We start from the raw sequence: 20,902 nt of genomic DNA, 5'->3' as shown, positions 1-20,902 counted from the left end.
CGGTCGTCCGATGGCCGGTCCGTGGCCTGTACCACCGCGCGGGGGCCGTTCCAGACTGGCCCGATGAACGCGTTACGGATCACCCCATGAGCACCTCCCGGAAGGGCGAACCGCCCCTGCACCGCCTGGAGGTGCCCCTGCCGCACCTGCTGCCCTTCGCCATCGGATCCTTCGACGAGATCGGCCCGCTCGCCCGCGCCGACTTCCCCCACCGCCACGCCTTCTACGAGATCCTCCACATCACCGGCGGACGGGGCACGCACGTCCTCGACCTCACGCACCGGGTCCTGGACCCGCCCCACCTGTGCGTGATCACCCCCGGCCAGGTCCACCACTGGCAGGACGTCGAAGGGCTCACGGGACAGGTGATCCTCTTCAACGAGGACTTCCTCCTCACCCACCCCGGGGACGCCGCGGCGCTGGAACGGCTCGCCGAACGCCCCTGGTTGCGGCTCGGCGGGCGACAGGACGCCCTCGCGCGCGTGCTGGAGGCGATGCGGCACGAGTACGGCACCCTGCGCGAGGGCTACGCCGGGGTCCTCAACGCCTACCTGCACATCCTGATCGTCCTGGCGCTGCGCGCCTGCGAGGCGCCGGAGAGCGACCGGCCGCCGGCGCCCGCGCGCCGCGCCGTCGACCTGGCGGGCGCCTTCACCCGGCTCATCGCCGCCCCGGGCGGGACCGAACGCTCGGTGTCCTCCGTCGCGAGGGAACTCGGGGTCTCCAGCGGCCACCTGCACTTCCTGGTGAAGGAGGCCACCGGGCAGACCCCCGGGCGGCTGATGCGCCGCCGCCAGACGCTGGAGGCCAAACGCCTGCTCTCGCGCACCGACCTGACGATTCGGCAGGTCGCGCGGGACACCGGTTTCGCGGATCCGGCCTACTTCAGCCGTTTCTTCCGGCGCGAGACGGGGCTCTCGCCGGGGGAGTACCGTGCCTGCGTCACCGCCCGGCCACCCGCCGCCGGCTCGACCGGCAGCGGTGCGGACACCGGAGAAAAACACCACGATCCCGGGTACGAGTCCCTCGCGATCGACCGCACCGCGAACGTAGGTTGACGACGACGGGCCCGGACCCCACGGGCGGCCGCTCCGCCCGCCCCGCCGCGCCCCACCGCGGCCCGGGGTCCGGCCCGTCACACCCGCCGCCGCTGCCGCGCGGGTGGGGCCGCCGTTTCGGCCCCGTTCGCACCCTCGGTCCGTCCCCGTCCGGTGCCCTCCGCGCCCGGGACCCGTCCCCGTTCGACCGCGATCTTTCGGCCACATCCCGATCCGGGTCCGGGCGCCACCGCGGCGTCAACTATAGTTACGGACAGCGGGCGTCAACTATAGTTACGCCCGAGGAGAGGGAGCAGCACCCAGTGGTGGATTCAGAAGAGGGCCCCGACGGGCCCGAAGCGCCCCGGCCGGTTCCGTTTCCGGTACCGGGACCAGGCGCTTCCTTCAGTGACCGCCTGAACTTCCTGTTCGACCGGGTGCGTCCGCCGGGCGCGGAGGAGTACACCAACGCGCACGTCGCCCGAACCATCTCGTCGTACGGCGAGGACAGTTACACCCGCGCCCACCTGAGCTACCTGCGGGCCGGCAAGCGCACGCCGACGATCACCATGGTCCCCCTGCTCGCCAGGTTCTTCGGCGTGGAGGCCGCCTACTTCGTCGAGGACGAGGTGACGGTGAAGGTCGCCACGCAGTTCGAGATCCTGCGCAAGCTGAAGGAGAACGGCGTCGAACGGATCGCCCTGCGGGCGATGGGCGTCTCCGCCGCCGGCCGGCGCAAGGTCCTGGCGGCCCTCGACGCCGTACGCAAGGAAGAAGGCCTGCCCGACGAGCCCGAGGAGTCCGACGGCCTGGACGCGGCGGGCGGACCGGCCGGGTCGGGCGTGCCCGCGAGGGACCTGCCGTGACCGCGGCGGGCACCGACCGTGGGACCCGCCATCGGATCGGGTGGCTCCGTGAGGAAGGGAAGCTCCATGTGGCTCAGCCGGCGTAACCGTGCGACCGCCCGTGAGGCCCACCGCGCGGCGGACGAGATCGAGCGCAGGGGGCGGGAGTTCGTCGAGAGCCTCGACCTCCCCGCCGTCGACTCCGTCCTCGACCTCGTGCCCTTCGTGGAGGAACGCCTCGACCGGTCGATCCGCCTGATGCCCTTCGCCTCCGACCCCACCGACCCCGACTCCCTGGACGCCTCCGCCCCCTGCGGCCTGTGGCTGGCCACGGGCGACACCGACTACGTCTTCTACGACACCGCCATCAGCCGCGCCCACGCCGAGATCATCGTCGGCCACGAGTTCGGCCACATGCTCAGGAACCACCGCGGCAACACCCCGATGGACACCGCCAACCTCGGCGGCCTCATCACCGACATCGACCCCGCCACCGTCCAACTCGTCCTCGGCCGCACCCGCTACACCGAGCCGGACGAGTTCGAGGCCGAGATGCTCGGGTCCCTCCTCCAGGAGCACGTGAGCGCCCCCCGCGCCCGCGCACCCCGGGAGGAAGCCGACCCCATCACCCGCACGCTGCTGCGCTGACCGAACAGGACTCCGTGAAAGACATCCTTCACCCCCTGTGTCTGGCCATCGCCGGTACCGGGTTCCTCATACTCCTGCGCGACCTCGGCAGGAGCCGCCGCGAGCCCGCGCTCGTCGCCCTCGCCTTCACCTACGGCTTCTCCGCGCTCAGCTACGCCCTCTCCCTGACCTGGGTGTGGGTACGCGTCGACGGACTCCTCGGCGTCCCGAACATCGTCGTCCCCCTCGCCCAGAGCTGCGTCATCCTCGTCTTCGCCCTCCAGGGCAACGTCCTCGCGCACTGGTCCAAGCCGCCGCGCGAGGCCCGCGGGCGCGGCGCGCTCCTGTTCGGCGTCGCGGGTGTCGTCATCGCGGCCATGGCCGTGCTGTTCGTCCTGCTCACCCCGGCCACCACCCGGCCCACCGACTTCTCCCTCTACTACGCGCACGACCCCTTCTTCCAGGCTTACGTCCTGCTCTACTTCGGCACCTACACCGTCGCCGAGATCTACCTGGCGCGCTCCTGCCGGCGCTACGCCCGCACCGCCACGAACCGCTCCATCGCCTTCAGCCTGCGCCTGGTCACCGTCGGAGCCGTCATCACCCTCGGCTACAGCGGGATCCGCATCAGCGGCATCATCGGGGCCGAGGTCGGCTTCGGCGTCACCGGGCTCAACGGGTTCGCCTGGGCCTGCGGCGACATCGGCGCCACCCTCACCCAGATCGGCTACCTCATCCCCACCCTGGCCCGGCGCACCACCCACGCCCGCGCCTGGGCCACCGCGCACGTCCGCTACCGCCGGCTGAACGCCCTGTGGTCCGCGCTCGACGAGGCCGACCCCGGCATCACCCTGCGCCGTCCCGCCCGCCAGCTCCAGGACGTGCTGCGCGGCAAGGACGCCCACTTCCCCCTGCTGCGCCGCCGGGTCGAGATCCGCCAGGGCCAGAAGCTGATGCGCCGCTACCTCGACCCCGCCACCCGCGAGGAGGCCGAGCGCCTGCGCACCGCCGAAGGCCTCACCGGAGCCGAACTCGCGGCCGCCGTCACCGCTGACCAGATCCGCGACGCCCTCGTACGGCACGCCGCCGACGCCCCCGTCGAACACCCCGACGAGTACGCCGACGCCGAACTCGCCCTCCCCACCACCGAGGACGAACTGCTCCACCTGCAACGCGTCGCCGCCCACTTCGCCCTCCCCCCGCGCCCGAGCCGCACCGCCGTCGACCTCCGCGGCACCACCTCAGGAGCCCGTTCGTGATCTTCCGACGCACCCTGCTCATCGCCTCCACGGCCGTCGCCGCGGCCGCGGGCATGGCCGCCGCCTCCGCCGCCGGGCGCTCCCGCGCGGGCGAGGGCACACCCACGCCCCCGCACCCCGTACCCGTGGAACGACTGCACCTGGAGCCCGCGCACGCCCAGCTCGCCGCGCTGCGCCGGCGCACCGTCACCAGCCGCGCCCTGGTGGAGCGGTACCTGCTGCACATCGAGAAGACCAACCCCGGACTCGACGCCGTCGTCACCCTCGACGCCGACGGGGCCCGCGCGGCGGCCGACGCCGCCGACCGCCACCTCGCCACCACCGGCAGGCCGCTCGGCGCGCTCCACGGCCTGCCCATGACCGTCAAGGACGCCCTGGAGACGAAGGGCCTGCGCACCACCTGCGGTTCGCCCGACCTGGCCGACCACGTCCCCGACCGCGACGCGGACGCCGTGGCACGGCTGCGGGCCGCCGGCGCCGTCATCGTCGGCAAGACGAACGTGCCGGTGATGTGCCAGGACCTCCAGACCTCGAACCCGCTGTTCGGCACGACGAAGAACCCCCACGACCACACGAAGACCGCCGGCGGATCCTCCGGCGGCCCCGCGGCGGCCGTCGCCGCGGGCCTCACCAGCCTCGAACTCGGCTCCGACCTGGCGGGCTCCCTGCGGCTGCCGGCCGCCTACTGCGGCGTGTACGCGCTGCGCCCCAGCGGCGGCATCGTCCCCACCCGGGGCCACATCCCCCGCCCGCCCGGCTGGATCACCGACTCCGACATGCTGAGCCTCGGCCCGATCGCCCGCGACGTCGACGACCTCGACCTCCTCCTGGACGTCCTCGCCGCCCCGGCCCCCGCCGACGCCGCCGCCTGGCGCATCGAACTGCCGGCGCCCCGCCACGAACACCTGGGCCGCTACCGCGTCGGCCTGTGGCAGGACGACCCGTACTGCCACGTCGACCGGGAGACCCGCGACCTCCTGGCCCGCGTCGCCGACCTCGTACGCGCCGCGGGCGCCACCGTCGACGACAGCACCCGACCCGTCGACCTCGCCGCGAGCGACAGGCTGTTCCAGCGCCTCATGTACGCGACCACGAGCGCCACCGCCACCGACGACGGCTTCGCCGACGACGTCGCGGCGGCCGACAAGCTGCCCGCGGACCACCCCGGCGCGCTGTTCCTGCGCTCGCGCACCATGCACCACCGCGACTGGCTGCGGGCGAACGAGGAGCGCGAGAAGCTGCGCGGACGCTGGGCCGACTACTTCACCACCCACGACGTGCTCATCACCGCGGCCGCGCCGACCGCGGCCGTGGACGACCAGACGGGCACGCCGGTCCCGCAGCGTTCCATCACGGTCGACGGCGCGAAGCGCCCGTACTTCGACCAGACGGCGTGGCTCAACCTCGCCGGGCACGTCCGGCTGCCCGCCGTGGTCCTGCCCGCCGGCCGGACCGCCGCCGGACTGCCCCTGGCCGTCCAGATCATCGGCCCCTATCTGGCCGACCGCACGGTCGTGGACGTGGCGCGGCACCTGGCCCGCCGCCTCCCCGCGCCCGTGTCGCCCGCCTGAGCGGGCCACCGAGACCGGGTTCGTTCTGCCCCCACGGGGGTGGGGCGGGGCGAATCCGCACCGAAGAGGGCCCCGGGCGTTCGCGCCCGGGGCCCTCTCCGACGTCCGCACCCTCCGGTGCCGGGTCCGGCGCCGGATCCACCGGGGCCGGGCCGGCCGGGAGATCACCGCCCCCGCCGCCCCGTACCCTGGAGCGGCACGTGATCGACGCACCGACCCAGACGGGGAGAGCCCGTGTCCACCGACGAAGAGCCCGCGAGCGGCCCCGCCGCCGACGCCCCGCCCCCGCGGACCGGCGGGCGGACCTCCGCCGCCGGCTCGGCGCTGGAGAAGTCGATGCGGGTCCTCGAAGCGGTCGCGGCGCCCGGCGGCCCCCACCGCCTCGCCGACCTGACGACCGCCGCCGCGGTCCCCAAGTCGAGCACCTTCCGCATCCTGGCCTCCCTCGTCGAGCAGGACTTCGTCCGCGTGGACGGCGACAGCCGCTACACGGCGGGACCCCGGCTGCGCGCCCTCGCCGCCCGGGTCGGCGCGGCCGAGCCCGCGAGCATCGAACGGATCCTCGCCGACCTCCACCGCGCGACCGGACAGACGGTCCACCTGGCCCTGCGCACGGGGGAGACCCTCACCTACATCCGGAAGGTGGAGGGCGACCAACCCATCCGCACGGCCTCCCGGATCGGGATGCGGATGCCCCTGCACTCCACCGCCATCGGCAAGAGCCTCCTCGCCCACCTCCCGGACGAGGAGGTCGACGCGATCGTCGCCGCCACCGGCCTGCCCGCCCGCACGCCGAGGACCCTCACCACCCGCCACGCCCTCGACGCCCAACGCGCCCTGGCCCGGGTGGAGGGCTACGCGCTGGACGACGAGGAGAACGAGGCGACCATCCGGTGCATCGGCACCGCCGTCCTGGACCCGGCCGGACGCCCCCTCGGCGGGGTCAGCGTCACCACCGTCACCTTCCTGGTCCCCCTGGAGGAGATCACCTCCTACGCCCCGGCCCTGCGCGCCGCCGGCCTGGCCCTGGCCCCGCTGCTGTGAACACCGAAACCCGGAGCGGCCCCGGGCGTTGAACCGGCGACACGGCCGCCCCAGGCCCCCGCACCACAGGGAGGAACCCGGTGTCCCGCACCGCCGTACGCCGCCTCGGACGCTCGCTCGCGGTCGTGACCGCCTGCCTCCTCGCCGCCGGCGCCCCCGCCTCCGCCCCCGCGTCCGCCTTGGATCCGGCGCCGGGCCCGGTGGTCCTGGACCGTGACTTCCCCGACCCCGACGTCGTGAAGGTCGGCCGGACCTACCACGCCTACGCCACCCACGGCGAGAAGACCAACATCCAACACGCCACCTCCACCGACCTGATCCACTGGACGCCGGTCGAGGAAGACGTCCTGCCCGACCTCGGCTCCTGGGCCGAACCCGTGCGCACGCTCGTCTGGGCCCCCGAGGTCTTCGACAACGGCCGCGGCTTCACCATGCACTACACCGCCCGCGACCGGGCCGGCGGCAGGCAGTGCGTCGGCGTCGCGCTCTCCGCCACGCCCGACGGGCCCTTCCGGCCCACCGGCGACAAGCCGCTGGTCTGCCCCGTCGAACAGGGCGGCGCCATCGACGCGGCGAGTTACACGGAGGGCGCCCGCCGCTACCTGCTGTGGAAGAGCGACGGCAACTGCTGCGAACTGCCCACCCGGATCCACCTGCAACCCGTCTCCCGCGACGGCACGCGGACCACGGGCGATCCCGTCGTCCTCATCGGCCAGGACCTCGACTGGGAGGGGAAGGTCGTCGAGGCCCCGACCCTCGTGCGACGCGACGGCCGCTACGTCCTGTTCTACTCGGCCGGCTTCTACGGGGACCACGGCTACTCCACCGGCCACGCGGTGTCCGACCGCCTCACCGGCCCCTACGTGAAGGCCCCCGAGCCGCTGATGTCCACCGTGTCCCTCGGCCACGCCGTACGGGGCCCCGGCGGCCAGGACGTCGTGACCGGACCCGACGGACGGGACCGGATCCTCTTCCACGGCTGGAGCCACGACGGGAGGCGACGCGTCCTGCACGCCCTCGGCCTCGACTTCACGGACGGCCGCCCCGCCCTGGCCCCGGCGGCCGGAGCGACCCGGCGCTGAGCCCCCTCAGGCGCTGAGCCCCCTCAGCCCCACCGCTGGGCGTCGGAACCGTCGCAGGGCGTCGCCCTGAGCCCCTGCTCGCCGTCGGCCAGGCAGGTCCCCGTGGAGCGGCTCTTGACCTCGGCCGACGCGTCGGCGAACGAGGTCACCGTCCACCGCTGGGAAGCCGTCCGCGCGCACGTCGCCCCGCGCAGCCCGGTGGCGTGGTCGTCCAGGCAGGCGCCCGTGGCGTGGTTGCGCAGTTCGCTGCCGCCGTCGGGGAGCGGGTTCACCGTCCACCGCTGGTAGCTCATCCCGTTGGGCGCGAAGGTGCGCAACCCCTGGTCGAGGCTGTGGTCCAGGCAGCTCCCCGTGGCCCGGTTGACGAAGATCCGCGGCCCTTCGGGCTGCCGCGAACCGCCCGGTCCGAGCGCCCGGGCCGAGGCCTGTCCGCCTGCGGCGCCCTGGCCCGGGGCGGACTCCGCGGGCCACAGCAGGTACGCCGTCACCAGGCCCCCGCACAGCAGACCGCCGCAGGCGCCCCCGACCACCCACACCCAGCGGCGGCGTGCCCACAGCTCCGCGCGACGGCGCAGCAACGTCCACCACCACCATCGCGTTCGCGAACTGACGTTCTGTTCCGGCTCGGCGCCCGCCTGCTTCGGCTGGCTCCGGTCCGCCGCCTCCCACAGGGTGCGGTACGCGTCCGGGTCCGCGCCCTGCGCCTGGCACAGCTCGCGGACCGTCGCCCACGGCGGCACCGTCCGGCCCAGGAAGTAGCGCGAGAGCGACGAGTCGCTGATGTTCAACTCCGACTCCAGCGAGCGCAGTGTGCGCCCGGAGCGCTGTTGCAGTTCCTTCAGCGCGGTTCCCAGTCGCTGCGCCGGAGTCGCGTGTCGATCGTCGGTGCCCGTCACGGTCGCCCCCTTCGCCGGCCGTCCGCGGCTCCCCCGAACGGCCGTGTCCTGTCCCGGGACGGTCATGTCCCAGCAGGTCAAAACCTTAGGGATCCCGACATCGCTGAAGCAAACGGGATGGCATTGCGGGGCCCGCTCCGGCTCCCGCAGACTCCTTTCCATCCGGTCCGGCGGCCCGCGGTGACCACCACCGCGTCTTCCACGCCGACCGCGTGAACGCCGTCCCAGGACGGACCGGACTCCCCTCCCCACGCCCCGAGAACGCGCCGGGCCGGCTCCTCCACGACCCGTGGCGGGCCCGACGTCGCCCCGGTGCGCCGCCGTACCCCCTTCCCGGGGGCCGGGGCGGAGCGGAGCGCCCTTCCACCCCGCACCACACACACCACGTACACGAGAACCAGGAGATCCCATGACCCACAACTCCACCCGCCGGTGGTACATGGCGGCGTTGACGGCGGTCCTGACCGCCGGAACCCTCGCGCTGACGGCGCCCACCGCCCCCGCCGCCCCCGCGGCGCCCACCGCACCGATGGCGGCGCCGGCGGGCACCCTCGCCCCCGACGCCTTCCGGGCGGCGCCCCGGATCACCCGGGCCCAGGTACTGGCACGTGCCAAGACCTGGCTGACCGCCAACAACGGCCGCCCCGTGCCCTACAGCCAGACCAAGTACTGGAAGGACGGCTACCGGCAGGACTGCTCCGGATACGTCTCCATGGCACTGGGTCTGGCCAAGCCGGGACCCAACACCGTCGCGCTGAAGAACAACGGCTTCACCCGCCGGATCGCGATGAAGGACCTGGCACCCGGCGACCTCGTCATCAAGGCGAACAGCAGCAGCGCCGACTACCGCCACGTCGTCATCTTCGACGGCTGGGCCAACAGCGCACGCACCGCCTACAAGTCCTACGAGCAGGCCGGCGGCGCCGGGACCCGCTGGAAGCAGCACTCCTACGGGGTGAACGGCCGCGACGGCTACCACGCCTACCGGCCCGTCAACATCACGGGCTGACCCACCTCCCGGGGCGGGCGGGCGGCGCACCCGCCCGCCCCGCACACACCCCCGCGTCACCACCACCGACCGTCCCACCGACCGAGGAGAGCCACATGACCACCGTCCCGACCCCCAAGCGGCTGCGCGCCGCTCTGACCTGCCTGTTGCTCACCGGCGCCCTGGCCGCCGGCGCCGGCGTAACGGCCACCGCCGCCGGAGCGCTCGACAGCGTCCAGACCTTCCGCAACGGCGCCACGTCAGCCTGCCTGGACGACAGCGAGCACGGCACCCGCACCTACACGTGCTTCGCCAACCAGCACCAGAAGTGGAACGTCCACCAGTGGGCCGACGGCACCCGCGAGCTGCGCAACCTCCAGACGGGCAACTGCCTCACCGACTTCCCCCGGGGCCGGGCCACCGCCCTGCCGTGCGACAAGGCCAAGGACCAGAGCTGGTTCGTGCACCGCTACCCGGACGGGGCCGTCGAGTTCAAGAACCAGGAGAGCGGGCTCTGCCTCGACGACAGCCCGCAGCACAAGCTGCGCACCTTCCCGTGCGGCACGCACGCCCAGCGCAGCCCCTACCAGACCTGGCACTGAGCGCGGGCCCGGGAGGGTGAACACCGCCCTCCCCGGCCGGAAGCCGGGCCGTGACGTGGGACACTGCCGGTCCGTCCGTCGGCCGGCGCGTCCCCCTTCCGCCCGGCTTCCGTCCGTCTTTCCGTCCGTCCGTCCGTCGAAGGAGCGCGGTACGTGCACTCTCCCCTGGGGCTCGCCGCGGCGACGGCCGCCGCGGTCCTCCTCGCCCTGCCCGCACCGGCTCCGGCGGCGGGCGCCCCGGCGGCGGCCCCCGCGGCCTGCGTGTCCGGCGGGGCCCGGGACTCGCGGGGCAACTCCTCGGTGGACGGGAGCGAGATCATGTGGGAGGACGAGACCCGCTTCGACGACGCCATCGGGCACGCCCACCGGGTGTGGTCCTCGGGCACCCTCACACGGGTGAGACTGCGCGCCGACACCACCACCGCCATCGCCGACCTCCAGTGGCGCGACGTCGACCGCACCGACGGCTCGTGGGCCAACCGGCTCGCGCAGTGGGCGCCGCACACCGGCGCCGACAACATCTACCTGAACCGAGGCCTGCTCGACGCGGGCCGGCGGTACGGAGCACCGGAACACCGCCGTCGCGCGGCGGCGCACGAACTGGGCCACGCGCTCGGGTTCTGCCACAAGTCGGAGCGCGACGGCCGGTCCCTGTTGTGGGCGGACTACCGGGCGCTGGAGGCGGCGGGCAGCACCGCGCCGACCGAGCGGGACATCAGGAACTACCACCTGCTGTGGGGTTGAACATGAGGCAGCACACCGTCGTGACCGTCGTGGCCGGCGCGGCCACCGGATCCGCCCTGCTGGCCGGCGGGGGCTGGGTCGCCTACCAGGGCGTCCAACCGGGCGGCCACGCGGAAGCCCTGTACGCATACGACGTGACCGATCCGCGGAAGGTCGCGCAGGACGCCGAGGCCATCTTCACGGGCACGGTCGTGGCCGACACCGGCCCCCGCGAGGTGGACATGATCCCGTCCACCACGTGGAAGGTCCGCGTCCGGCACGTCATCCGGGGCGACCTCTCCGGTGAAGTGGAGGTGTTCCAGGACGAGGGGCCGGACTGGGGCCGCTACCACGTCGGCGACTCCTACGTGTTCGCCACCAACCCGGCCGCCGACCGGGCCAACGGACACGCCCAGCTCTACGGCGGACCGCACCGCCCCGTGGACGCCGAACAGCTCGCCACCTGGGAGTCCGCCGCCGCGGCGGTGGCCCTGCGCCCCTGATGCCGGCGCCCCGTCGAGGTCACGCGTCCGGGCGCCGCGCGTAGCAGAACAGGTGCTCCTCGGGGGAGGCCGGGCCGCCGTCGGGGAGGAAGAGCGAGACGGAGTCGTGCAGCACCTCCAGACCGCAGTCCTCGCGCAGCAGCCGCAGATAGGCGTCGGTCGAGAAGCTGGAGACCCGGACCGGCCGTCCCATCCACTCGATCTCCACCCCGTCCACGTCGGCCGGCACGGTGGCCGTGACGAGGTGACCGCCGGGCGCGAGCCAGCCGGCCATCCGCCGCAGCGCGGCCGCCGCCTCCCGCCGGCTCATCATCAGCAGCGGGAAGAACCCGCACACGGCGTCGTAGGGGCCGTCCGGTTCAAAATCCCGTACGTCGACCCACTCGAAGCGGGCCCCCGGCACCTGTGCGCGCGCCAGCTCGACCATGACCGTCGACACGTCGATGCCGGTGACCTCGTACCCCGCGCGCACCAGCCGGTCGGCGACGGGCCGGCCGGTCCCGCTGCCCACGTCCAACACCCGCGCCCCCGGCGCCAGCCGCCCGGCGAGCCAGTCGACGGCCTCCACCTGCGCCGGGATCCTGCCGAAGGCCCGCTCGTAGGCGATGCCCAGCCCGTCGAACAGCTCGGCCGCCGACACGGCCTCCCGCTTCTCCCCGGCCACCTCGTCGTGCACGACGCCACCCCCTCATCGGGCGCGGACCGTCCGCCCCCGCCCCGCCCCGGACCACCCGGGGCCAAGGGCAGGCCTACCCCGCGGGCGGGCCCGCGTACCGCCGCACCCCGCGGCGACTACGTGCCCGACACCCGCTCCCAGGCCCGCGCGAACATCTCGTGCAGGGGCGCCGTCGGCAGGACGCGGACGAACGGGGAGCGGATCTCGCCCCGCCACGACGGCCGGACCACGTGCGCGCCGAGCTTCGCCGTCTCCACCGGCAGGTGCGGGGACTTCAGCTCGGTCCACTCGCCGGGCAGGAACAGGGTGCGGCCCGCCCGGGCGCGCCTGGCCTCCACCACCGCGCCCGTCGCGAGCAGCTCGGCCCGCACCTGACCGTGCGACCGGGTCGACCAGCCGTTCCACCGCCGCACGTCGCGGTCGGTCGGCGCGGCCAGCGTCGCCAACTGGAGGTACAGGGCCGCCGCGTCCGCACCCGTCCCGAGGCTCCGGGCCACCCGCTCGACCAGCTCCGGGCACGACCGCCGCGGGTCGGCCTCGTACGCCCCGACCGGCACCGCACCCGACCCGGCCCGCAGCATCATCCGCTCCAGCCCGCCCCCGACCAGCAGCGGCGCGATCCGCTCCAGGTCCTCCGCGAGCCCGGTAACCTCCCGGACCCGGCGCCACTCCCGGGGATCGGCCACGGCGGCCGGTCGCAGGAAGGCCGCGCCGCGGGGCGCGCACACCACCAGCGGACCCGTGTCGTACGCCGTCGCCGGCGCCGCGTCCCCCGCTTGCCGGCGGCCCGGCGCGATCGGCGCCCGCACCGGCCCGAAGCGCCGCGCGATCCCCTCCTCTGTGTCCTCGACCCTCGCGGTGGGGAGCTCCCACAGCAGCTCCGGCCGGTCCAGTTCGGCCCGCAGCCGCTCGTACACCTCCCGGGCCGAGGCCACCGCCGGATCACCGACGGGCCGATCGGTCCAGGCCCACACCAGCGCGCTCGCGACGTCCCCGATCGGCATCCCCACCCGGGTGCCGTACGGAACCTCCACGCCCGCCGGCGGCACGGGGCGGACCTCCACGCCGGCCCGGTACGGGGTCGTGGCCAGCTCCCAACCGACCGCCTCCAGACCACCGTCCGCGGCGGCCCCGTACCCGCCCGCGAGCCGTCGCGCCCACACCTCGGACAGCCCCAGATCCGCCTCCAGCGCGTCGGCGGCCCCGTCGTCCACGACGGGCAGCGCCCCGAGGAGCTCCCGCCACACCCCGGCCATCCGCTCCGCGGCCGCCTCCATCCCACCGGGCCGCCACAGCTCCGTCGGATCCTCGGGCAGCGCCGCCGCCAGGACGGCCCGACGGCCCGCGGCGCCCAGCCGGTCCCGGAACCCGTCGTACGCCTCCACCGTCATCGGCGACGCCCGGTAGGGGGCCCGGCGCGCCAACGCGCGGTGCTCGTCCCGGTCGGAGCGGCCGACGAGACCGGCCAGCACGAGCCGGGCCACCGGCGTGCGCACGCCCGTGAGTGCGGCGAACCGGGCCACCGCCGCCTCCGGTACGGGCACGGGCCCGCGCCCCTCGACCGCCTCGACCAGCCTCCGCAGCCGGGCCGCGTCGTCCCGCTCGACACGGACCTCCCGCGCCCGCGCGACCGCCCGGGGCACCGGGTCGAGCGCGGCGTCCGCGTGGACGGGCGCGACGAACCAGTGCACCGACCCGCCCGCCCGCGGCGCCCCCGAGGCCACGGGCACGCCGTCGGCCCGCAGACCGTCCAGGACCGGGACGGGCGCGCGGCCCACCCACCAACGCCCGCCCGGGCGTGCGAACGGCAGGGCCGACCAGGTCTCCAGCAGCGCCATCGACGCGGCGCGTTCCGCCTCCGGGGTGGGCTCCACGACGGCCCGCCAGGCCACGGCGTCGATCGAGCCGAGCAACCCGGACCAGTCGTGCGGCGGCGTCGGCGGCGAGAGCCGGCGCACCTCCTCCTCGATCGAGCCCTCCAGGCAGGCAGCGTCACAGGCCAGCGCGACCAGCGTCGAGGGCAACGCCGCCACCGGGCCGCGCCCCGACGACCGGCCGTCGTCCCCGTCGGACAGCAGCCCGAACAGGGCCGGCACCAGCTCGGTGTCGGGCACCGCACGGCGCGGCGCCACCGGCGGAGCCTGCGCGAGCAGGGTGACGCGCCGGTGCAGGGCCGTCCGGCGCTCCTCCACCCGGGCCGCCCGCCCGGCCACCGCCACCACCGCGTCGACCAGCACCGGGTCGGTGACCTCGGGCAACTCCCGGGCCACGACGGCGCGCAGCTCCCGCACGTCCCCCGCGGCGGCCGCCGCGAGCAGGGCGTGTGCCGACCGGGCCGTCACGGCCCGCAGCGCCCGGGACCCGGCCTCGTCCCGGGTGCGCAGCAGGTACCAGAACGCCGGGGGCAGGGCCACGCCCGCCGAGACCGTGGACCGCCGGACCGGCCCCACGCGGGGGTGGGCGGGCGAGCGGTGCCCGTCCAGCTCCCACAGCAGGCACCCGTCGGCGGCGTAGGCGCGCACGCCGGTGGGGGTCCGCGCCTCGGCGAGGACGACGTCCTGCGCCGCGCCCCCGGGCGGTGCCCACAACCCCCACGGGGCCTGCCCCGGACGGTCGATGTCGAACCGGGCCGTGCGCCCGTCGACGCTCTCCACCAGGAAGTGGTCGGGCGCGTTGGCCCGGTGCCGGGTGCGGAACAACACCCGGGTGCCGACCAGGCCGTCGCGGCTGCCCAGCGGGGAGTCCGCCAGGGCGGCGGGCAGCGGCGCCAGTTGCAGCGCCTCGACGTCGAGGCTCATGCCCGCCTCGGACGGCTCCGCCGCCGGGCCCTCCCGTACGGCGCGACCGGGGAAGTCCGGGAGCGCCTCCGCGCCCCGCGGCTCCCCGGTGGTCGCGTCCACCACCTGCCACGGCCGCCTGCCGAAGACCGCGTTCGTCCAGATCCGGGTGCCGTCGCCGAGTTGGAGTTCGTCCCCGTCGATGCCCTCGGTGCCCCCGGGGCGCAGCGCGCGGCGCCCGCCGTGCCGGCCGCCTCCGTCGGCGGTCTCGAACTGGAAGCCGTACGCCCCGTCCAGACTGCCGCCGAAGGGCACCAGGCCGCTCTTCTCGTCCGGCGTGAACGGCTCGTCGGGCCGATCGGCCCAGACGGCGGTGTCGCCGAACCAGGGGTTGCGGCCGAGGCTCCAGCTCACCAGGAAGGAGCCGCCCACGTAGTGCACCGCGAACATGGTGGCGCCGTCGGGCACCGTGAACCGGCAGGAGCCGCGCACCCCGTCGGGGGCGACGGCGACCGCCCGGTCGTGCCCGAACACCGTCAGCACCGGCCAGGTCGTCGTCACCCCCACCACACCCGGCAGCGGATCGACGCCCTCCCGCACGTCGCCCTCCCGCGCGTGCTCGTCCCGCGCGTCATCGTCCCGCTCGTTCCCCTCCGGCTCCTCTTCCTTCCGTTCCCCGGCCCGCTCCGCGAACCCCGCGTACACCGACTCCAGTGCCGGCCAGGCCAGTTCCTGCGGCAGACCGGCGGCCAGGGAACGCCGCAGCGCGCCCGGGCCGCCCGCCTCGGCGAGGGCGTCGGCGATGCCGCCGAGCGCGGTCACCGTCGGCCGGTCCAGTACGGTCTCCAGCTCGGCCACGGCCTCCTCGGCGCCCGCCATGCCACCGCCGGCGACGGTGTCCACGAGCCTGCCGACCCGCCCGGCGACCTCGCGGGCGATGCCCTCGTTGCCCGGGAGCAGGGTCACCGCCGATCCGGCCCTGCGCCGAGGCACGGGCCCCCCTCGGGGCAGCAGGTCGGCGTGGACGCTCCCCTCCAGCCGGGGGCCGAAGACCGGATCGGCGGCCAACGCGGCGAGGTCCCGCCGCGAGCGCTCACCCCAGAAGCGCATCGACGCCTCCGGACCCGGGTCGACGACGGCCACCCCCGCCGCGAGGAAGGCGTCCAGCACGTCCGCGTCGAGGCCCTGGTAGTGGTGCCGGGTGGTGTGCACCGTCACCGGGGTGCCCTCCGCACGCAGCCGGGGCCCCAACCGGCCCACCAGGTCGAGGAACTCGGCCGGCAGCGGCTGACGCCCCACCCCGCCGCCGGACCGCTTCGTGTACTGGTACATGTGCGTGAAGCGGCCGACCCAGCCGTGCAGTCCGCCCCGCGGCACCACCCGCCCGGCCTCCATGGCCCCGGTCGCCCCGCAGCCGATCAGCACCCGCAGCCAGGCGCCGCCGTCGGTGACCCCCTCCGGGAACACCTCCACCAGCGCCGCGGCGAGCGCGTCGGTCACCGGACGGTCCGTCAGCACCGGCCGCGCGGCGTCCAGCAGCGCGTCCGGCACCGACTTGCCCCGCGTCACCGACAGGATCGCCGCCACCATCCGGGCCACCTCGTCCTCCCCGTGCCCGGCGGCCTTCGCGGAGGCCCGCACCCGGCGCACCAGATCCGCCGGCAGGTCCGCGGGCGAGGCCGCCCACGCGGTGAGGAACGCCTCCAGGGCCGTGTGCGCCTCGTGCGGCTCCAGGGTGTCCGCGAGGAAGCGCTGGTGCGCCCCGAACTCCTTGGCCGGCATGGCGCCGCCCGCCGCGAACAGCAGCGCGTTGGCCCGGCGGTAGTCGGGATCCACCGCGAGTCCCCGGGCGGCCTCGGCCGCCCGGGCCGCCGCGTAGGCCCGCCCGCCCGGCCGGCTGCCGTATCCGATGAGCCGGTGCCCCACGGTGTCCCAGAACCACGGCAGGTGCTCCGGCGGCAGCCGCCGGGCGCACGCCGCCATGGCGTCCACGAAGGCACCCGGCCTGCTCCGGGAGCGCCCCGACTCCGTGCGCATCCGCTCGACCAGCTCGCGGGCCGCCCCGGCCGCGCCGGGGTCGTGGGCCGCGACCCAGTCGGCGTAGGTGGTGGACGTGTGCGGTCCGGCCGTGGGCAACAGGGAGGCGAGCGAGGCGATCATGCCGGTGATCCTCGCACGGCCCGCCGACAGCGCCCGCCGCCCTCGGGGAGGCCCTCGGGGGAGCGCTGGGAGCCGCGCGACACGGCCTACGAGCCCGGCCCGACGAAGCCCGGGTCCGGTTCCCTTCGGGGTGTGCTCATGCCCCGGAAGGACGCCGTCCACCCGCTGCCGGTTCCCGCCGCCCGCCTCAGGCGCCGCGGGCCTCCAGGAAGTCGGGCGCGGGGACGAAGAAGAGGCTGCCGGTGACGGCCGTGGAGAAGTCGAGCAGCCGGTCGTACGCGGCGTCCGGGGTGCCGAGGAACATGTTCCGCAGCATCCGCTCGACCACCGACGGCGTACGGCAGTAGCCGATGAAGTACGTCCCGAACTCCTCGGCCGCGAGCGAGCCGAAGGACATGTTCAGGCGGACGATCTCCAGCTCCTCGCCGTCCGCGTCCTCGACCTGGTTGACGGCCACGTGGGAGTCCGACGGCTGGTCCTTCTCGGACAGCTCCAGGTCCTCCGTCTTGGTGCGCCCGATCACCCGCTGCTGCTCCTCGACCGGCAACGCCCCCCAGACACCCACGTCGTGGAGGTACTTCTGGACCAGGACGTAGCTGCCGCCCGCGAAGCCGGGGTCCTCCTCGCCCACGTACACGGTGCGCTCGCCGGCCACGCCGGTCGGGTTCTCGGTGCCGTCGGCGAAGCCGAGCACGTTGCGCCGGTCGAACGAGGTGAACCCCCGGGTCTCGTCCACCACCGTCGCGGCCGCGCCCAGTCGGCGCGTGATCAGCGCGGCCAGCTCGAAGCACGTGCCCTCGTGGGCCGCCCGGACGTGCAGCAGCAGGTCCCCGTCCGTGGCCGGGGCCGCGTGCCGTTCCCCCTTCAGCGGGACGAAGGGGTGGAGTTCCGCCGGCCGGGGTGCGCCGTACAGCCTGTCCCAGGCCTCGGATCCGACGCCCACCACACAGCCGAGTTCCTCCCCGGGCACCCGGAAGCCGATGGAGCGCACCAGGGCGGGTACGTCGGCCAGGACCTCGCGGACGAGCCGCTCGGAGCCCTCGGCGAGGTTCAGGACGAGGAAGAGCGCCGCGCGGGCGGGCGGCGCGATCACGGGCTGGGTGGTCGGAGCGGGCACGGCGTCTCCTCGGGCGTCTGCCCCGGCGGCGGGCCGGGTGGCCGGCGGATGTGGCCCACCATGCCTTCCCACGTCGCCCGGTCCTACCCCGACTCCGACCGAACGGATGGAACCCGTCCGCGCCGCCGGAAGAACCCGTACGCGCCCCCGGTCGCGCAGCTACGCGCCGGCGAGCGGATCCCGACCGCCGCGCCTGCCGCGTACGCCCACCACGACCGCGGCGCCGAGGAGCAGTCCCAGCGCCGGGCCCGCCGCCAGGACGTTCAGCGCCCCGGTCATCGTCCCGAGCACGACGAACGGCAGCCCCGCGAGGAACACCGCCGGCGCGGTCCGCAGCCGGGCGAACGCCTGACGTCCGGCCAGCAGCAGTCCGCCGGCGACCGGTACGAGCGTCTGGAGGGCGTCGAGCGGGTTGTAGGCCGGCGAGGGCACCACCAGGGCGATCACCATGGCCGCCGCCCACACCGTCGTGGCCGCCACCCCGGTCACGGTACGGACGCGCCCGACCGGCCGCAGGTCGGGCGGGCAGAGCAGCGCCACCACGGCCAGGAGCAGGGCCGGGGCGATGAACAGCGCCGTGAAGCCGAAGCCGCCGGGGTTGCCCCGCGCGGCGTCGACGCCGAGCCCCGCGACGATGCCGGCCAACGCGGTCCAGGTGCCCGCCGTCCAGCGGCCGGTGAGCGCCATGACGACGCCGAGCAGCGTGACGAGTTGGTGCAGCGCGAGCAGCGGGAAGGTCACGCCGAGGTCCTCGAAGGCCACGACGGACAGGGGACGCAGGGCGAGCCCGCTCCACCAGGACGCGTACCCGCCGAGCGCGACCGCCGCGAACGGCGCCACCGCCGCCACGAGGCGCCCGGCGCGGCCGGTCGAACCGAGGCCGAGGCGCATGCGCAGCGCGTGCCCGATCACGTCGGCTGCCTCGCGCAGCCGTTCCGTGCGGCCCGCTCCGGCGGTGGCCTCGTGGTAGGCGTGCGCCATCTCCTCGCCGAACTCCCGTCGGAAGGCGGCCGGGTAGAGCTTCAGCAGCGTGGTCACGCGAGCACCGCCCCGCCGGAGAAGGAGGCGGTCGCGGTCGTGCCGGGGACGATCCCGGTCACGCCGAGCCCCAGGCGCCGGGTGGCCTCGCGGGCGGTCCGCGCGATGCGGGCGGCCTCGGCGGCCAGCACCTCGCGGCCGCGCGGCGCGAGGGCGTAGCTGCGGCGCATGCGTCCGTCGACCACCTGTTCCTCGTGGACGACGATGAGTCGCTGTTCGAGGAGCCGCTCCAGGGCCCCGTAGAGCGTCCCGGTGCGCATCTTCACGCGCCCTTCCGAGATCTCCTCGACTTCCCGGGCGATGGCGTACCCGTGTCGGGGGGAGTCGGCCATCGCCGTGAGGATGAGCAGGGTCGGCTCACGCAGAGCTTGATCGTTCATGATGATCACCATAGCTCGGTGTCCGACATATGTCGACGGCCGATCTGTGGTGCGCGGTGGCGGGGCGGGTGGTGGGGCGGGTGTGGGACGGCACGGGCGGTGCGGGCCGGGGACGTGCGGTCCCCGCCCGCACCGCCCGCGCTGCGGTCAGCTGTTGGCGGAGACGTTGCCGGACAGGACCGGGATGTTGTCCAGGATGTGCGAGAGCGGCTCGTCGCCCTTGGCCTGGGTGGAGTTCTCGGTGCACTGCTGGTTCTGCGGGTTGGACAGGACGTTGACGTCCTGGACGCCGATGTTGAGCAGGGCCGCCACCGACTGGACGTTGAGCTTGGCCGGGAGACCGACGCAGGGCTTGTTGAGGCTGCCCTGGACGAGGCCGAGCTGCGGGCTCAGGTCGCCGTGGGTCTTCTGGTTGCCGTACGCCTGGACGGCGCCGTTGCCGTTGACGGTGTTGATCCCGTTGTCGTTGCCGATGGCCATGGCGGGGGCGGCCACGGCGGCGCTGACACCGAGGACGGACGCGGCGACGGCGGCCGTGCCAACAACCTTCTTGAGCATGGTCATCCTGTTCGTCGTGGGAAGTGGAACACCGTGCGGTGCTCGCTCGGACCAACGGCGGGCGGGGTCCGCGGGTTGTGATCCGCCACCCGCCTGGCCGAGGGGGATCGCCCGACAGGCCGCCGCGGAGGTGGGCCGGAGCACCCGCGGACCGCTGCTAGGGTGACGTGCGCCCGTCAAGTCGGGCCCATTTCGCACACTGATTTTTCAACGGGGTTGAACGTGAAGCTTCGCCATGTCCGAGCCATAGCCGTCTTCGGCATCGCCGTCGTAGCCCTCACCGGAGCCCGCGGCTCCCACGGCGGCAGCTGCGGCGGCAGCAGCAGTTCGAGCTCCGGATCGGGCTCCTCCGGCAGCACCTCCGGAGGAACGACCGGAGGCAGCGGTGACACCTCCGGCGGTACGAGCACGACCGGCGGCGACTCCTCGTCGTCGAGCTCGGGCGGCGTCTCCGTCCCCGGCGGCTCCGGAAGCCGCAACAAGGCCGAGCGCGACATCCGGATCGACGGCTGCAAGCTGGACGCCTCCGGCAAGAACCTGGTCGCCCGACTCACCGTCACCAACACCGGCTCGATCGACTACACCTACAACATCACGATGAAGTTCCGCGGCAGCTCCACCGCCACCGCCGCCCCCACTGCGATCCCCGCCACGGCGCGCGTCTCGGCGCTCACGGTCAAGGCCGGTGCCTCCCAGCAGACCGAGGCCACGACCCCGTACCCGGGCAAGGGCAACGGCAGCGAGTACAAGGAGTGCGTCGTCTCCGACGCCTCCAAGAGCGCCCTCTGATCCACCTGATCCACCTGATCCACGGGATCGCGCCGGGCCGCACGGCACGGGACCCCGGGACCGATCAGGTCCCGGGGCCCGGTGGTCACTTCGCTGACCGCCCGGATCAACGACCCGGGCCCGGCGGCGTCACGCCCTGACGTCGCCGGATCCGGCCGCGCCCTCCGCGTAGGCGCCGACACGCGGGCGGCGAACGGCCGGGCCCCGCGGGGGGAGCGCCTACCCTGACG

The 20,902-nt window shown here is 74.8% G+C and carries 19 protein-coding genes; 12 read left to right on the top strand and 7 right to left on the bottom strand.

What is annotated here, in order from left to right:
* Positions 1-86 precede the first annotated feature (86 nt).
* The 7 genes from AB0D01_RS10120 to AB0D01_RS10090 all read left to right on the top strand — a co-directional run bounded on the left by AB0D01_RS10120 (position 87) and on the right by AB0D01_RS10090 (position 7,465).
* Positions 87-1,058 (top strand): AraC family transcriptional regulator, encoded by a 972-nt coding sequence (locus AB0D01_RS10120; protein WP_363054637.1) that lies wholly within the window; start codon positions 87-89, stop codon positions 1,056-1,058.
* Positions 1,059-1,360: 302 nt separating this feature from the next.
* Entirely contained in the window at positions 1,361-1,903 is a 543-nt protein-coding gene (locus tag AB0D01_RS10115; protein WP_363054636.1) for a hypothetical protein, read from the top strand.
* Between the two features lie 66 nt (positions 1,904-1,969).
* Complete coding sequence (locus AB0D01_RS10110; RefSeq protein ID WP_363054635.1) at positions 1,970-2,530, top strand: hypothetical protein; 561 nt, start codon at positions 1,970-1,972, stop codon at positions 2,528-2,530.
* Positions 2,531-2,544: 14 nt separating this feature from the next.
* Positions 2,545-3,768, top strand: coding sequence for an MAB_1171c family putative transporter (locus AB0D01_RS10105; protein ID WP_363054634.1), 1,224 nt, complete (start codon positions 2,545-2,547; stop codon positions 3,766-3,768).
* Positions 3,765-5,339: an amidase gene (locus AB0D01_RS10100; RefSeq protein WP_363054633.1), complete on the top strand. Its 1,575-nt coding sequence runs from the start codon at positions 3,765-3,767 to the stop codon at positions 5,337-5,339. The genes AB0D01_RS10105 and AB0D01_RS10100 overlap by 4 nt, the downstream gene beginning before the upstream one ends.
* 234 nt (positions 5,340-5,573) lie before the next feature.
* The gene (locus tag AB0D01_RS10095) at positions 5,574-6,383 is read left to right on the top strand and encodes an IclR family transcriptional regulator (protein WP_363054632.1); all 810 of its coding nucleotides are present in this window, start codon (positions 5,574-5,576) and stop codon (positions 6,381-6,383) included.
* Positions 6,384-6,463: 80 nt separating this feature from the next.
* Entirely contained in the window at positions 6,464-7,465 is a 1,002-nt protein-coding gene (locus tag AB0D01_RS10090; protein ID WP_363054631.1) for a glycoside hydrolase family 43 protein, read from the top strand.
* Positions 7,466-7,488: 23 nt separating this feature from the next.
* Here AB0D01_RS10090 and AB0D01_RS10085 read toward each other — a convergent pair whose 3' ends face one another.
* Positions 7,489-8,361 carry an RICIN domain-containing protein gene (locus AB0D01_RS10085; RefSeq protein WP_363054630.1) on the bottom strand — a complete coding sequence of 291 codons (873 nt, stop codon included), beginning with the start codon at positions 8,359-8,361 and terminating at the stop codon, positions 7,489-7,491.
* A 409-nt stretch (positions 8,362-8,770) separates the two neighbouring features.
* Here AB0D01_RS10085 and AB0D01_RS10080 point away from each other — a divergent pair, with 409 nt between their 5' ends.
* From AB0D01_RS10080 to AB0D01_RS10065, 4 genes are all read left to right on the top strand, one after another.
* Entirely contained in the window at positions 8,771-9,370 is a 600-nt protein-coding gene (locus AB0D01_RS10080) for a hypothetical protein (RefSeq protein WP_363054629.1), read from the top strand.
* A 95-nt stretch (positions 9,371-9,465) separates the two neighbouring features.
* Positions 9,466-9,951: an RICIN domain-containing protein gene (locus AB0D01_RS10075; protein WP_363054628.1), complete on the top strand. Its 486-nt coding sequence runs from the start codon at positions 9,466-9,468 to the stop codon at positions 9,949-9,951.
* A gap of 153 nt (positions 9,952-10,104) precedes the next feature.
* Positions 10,105-10,695, top strand: coding sequence for a hypothetical protein (locus AB0D01_RS10070; RefSeq protein WP_363054627.1), 591 nt, complete (start codon positions 10,105-10,107; stop codon positions 10,693-10,695).
* Between the two features lie 2 nt (positions 10,696-10,697).
* A complete protein-coding gene (locus AB0D01_RS10065; RefSeq protein WP_363054626.1) occupies positions 10,698-11,177 on the top strand; it encodes a hypothetical protein in 480 nt (159 codons plus the stop codon).
* 19 nt (positions 11,178-11,196) lie between these two features.
* Here the strand turns inward: AB0D01_RS10065 and AB0D01_RS10060 are convergent, their stop codons facing one another.
* The 6 genes from AB0D01_RS10060 to AB0D01_RS10035 all read right to left on the bottom strand — a co-directional run bounded on the left by AB0D01_RS10060 (position 11,197) and on the right by AB0D01_RS10035 (position 19,883).
* Entirely contained in the window at positions 11,197-11,853 is a 657-nt protein-coding gene (locus tag AB0D01_RS10060) for a class I SAM-dependent methyltransferase (protein WP_363054625.1), read from the bottom strand.
* Between the two features lie 116 nt (positions 11,854-11,969).
* Entirely contained in the window at positions 11,970-16,790 is a 4,821-nt protein-coding gene (locus AB0D01_RS10055) for a hypothetical protein (RefSeq protein ID WP_363054624.1), read from the bottom strand.
* 187 nt (positions 16,791-16,977) lie between these two features.
* Positions 16,978-17,907, bottom strand: coding sequence for a Dyp-type peroxidase (locus tag AB0D01_RS10050; RefSeq protein ID WP_363054623.1), 930 nt, complete (start codon positions 17,905-17,907; stop codon positions 16,978-16,980).
* Positions 17,908-18,066: 159 nt separating this feature from the next.
* Positions 18,067-18,945: a hypothetical protein gene (locus AB0D01_RS10045; RefSeq protein ID WP_363054622.1), complete on the bottom strand. Its 879-nt coding sequence runs from the start codon at positions 18,943-18,945 to the stop codon at positions 18,067-18,069.
* A complete protein-coding gene (locus tag AB0D01_RS10040; RefSeq protein WP_363054621.1) occupies positions 18,942-19,325 on the bottom strand; it encodes a PadR family transcriptional regulator in 384 nt (127 codons plus the stop codon). Before AB0D01_RS10040 ends, AB0D01_RS10045 begins: the two co-directional genes overlap by 4 nt.
* 147 nt (positions 19,326-19,472) lie before the next feature.
* Positions 19,473-19,883 (bottom strand): rodlin, encoded by a 411-nt coding sequence (locus tag AB0D01_RS10035; protein ID WP_363054752.1) that lies wholly within the window; start codon positions 19,881-19,883, stop codon positions 19,473-19,475.
* 222 nt (positions 19,884-20,105) lie between these two features.
* On the opposite strand from AB0D01_RS10035, the gene AB0D01_RS10030 reads away from it, so the two are divergent.
* Positions 20,106-20,672, top strand: coding sequence for a hypothetical protein (locus tag AB0D01_RS10030; protein ID WP_363054620.1), 567 nt, complete (start codon positions 20,106-20,108; stop codon positions 20,670-20,672).
* Positions 20,673-20,902 lie beyond the last annotated feature (230 nt).

The organism is Streptomyces sp. NPDC048606, from assembly GCF_040650855.1.
In the GTDB taxonomy this organism is placed as follows: domain Bacteria; phylum Actinomycetota; class Actinomycetes; order Streptomycetales; family Streptomycetaceae; genus Streptomyces.
The sequence above is the reverse complement of the archived record's forward strand: the minus strand, read 5'-3'. Positions and strand labels throughout refer to the sequence as shown.

Coding starts and splice junctions, on each gene's coding strand:
- AB0D01_RS10120 (WP_363054637.1), top strand. CDS start 87: ATGAGCACCTCCCGGAAGGGCGAACCGCCCCTGCACCGCCTGGAGGTG.
- AB0D01_RS10110 (WP_363054635.1), top strand. CDS start 1,970: ATGTGGCTCAGCCGGCGTAACCGTGCGACCGCCCGTGAGGCCCACCGC.
- AB0D01_RS10080 (WP_363054629.1), top strand. CDS start 8,771: ATGACCCACAACTCCACCCGCCGGTGGTACATGGCGGCGTTGACGGCG.
- AB0D01_RS10075 (WP_363054628.1), top strand. CDS start 9,466: ATGACCACCGTCCCGACCCCCAAGCGGCTGCGCGCCGCTCTGACCTGC.
- AB0D01_RS10065 (WP_363054626.1), top strand. CDS start 10,698: ATGAGGCAGCACACCGTCGTGACCGTCGTGGCCGGCGCGGCCACCGGA.
- AB0D01_RS10055 (WP_363054624.1), bottom strand. CDS start 16,790: ATGATCGCCTCGCTCGCCTCCCTGTTGCCCACGGCCGGACCGCACACG.
- AB0D01_RS10040 (WP_363054621.1), bottom strand. CDS start 19,325: ATGAACGATCAAGCTCTGCGTGAGCCGACCCTGCTCATCCTCACGGCG.
- AB0D01_RS10035 (WP_363054752.1), bottom strand. CDS start 19,883: ATGCTCAAGAAGGTTGTTGGCACGGCCGCCGTCGCCGCGTCCGTCCTC.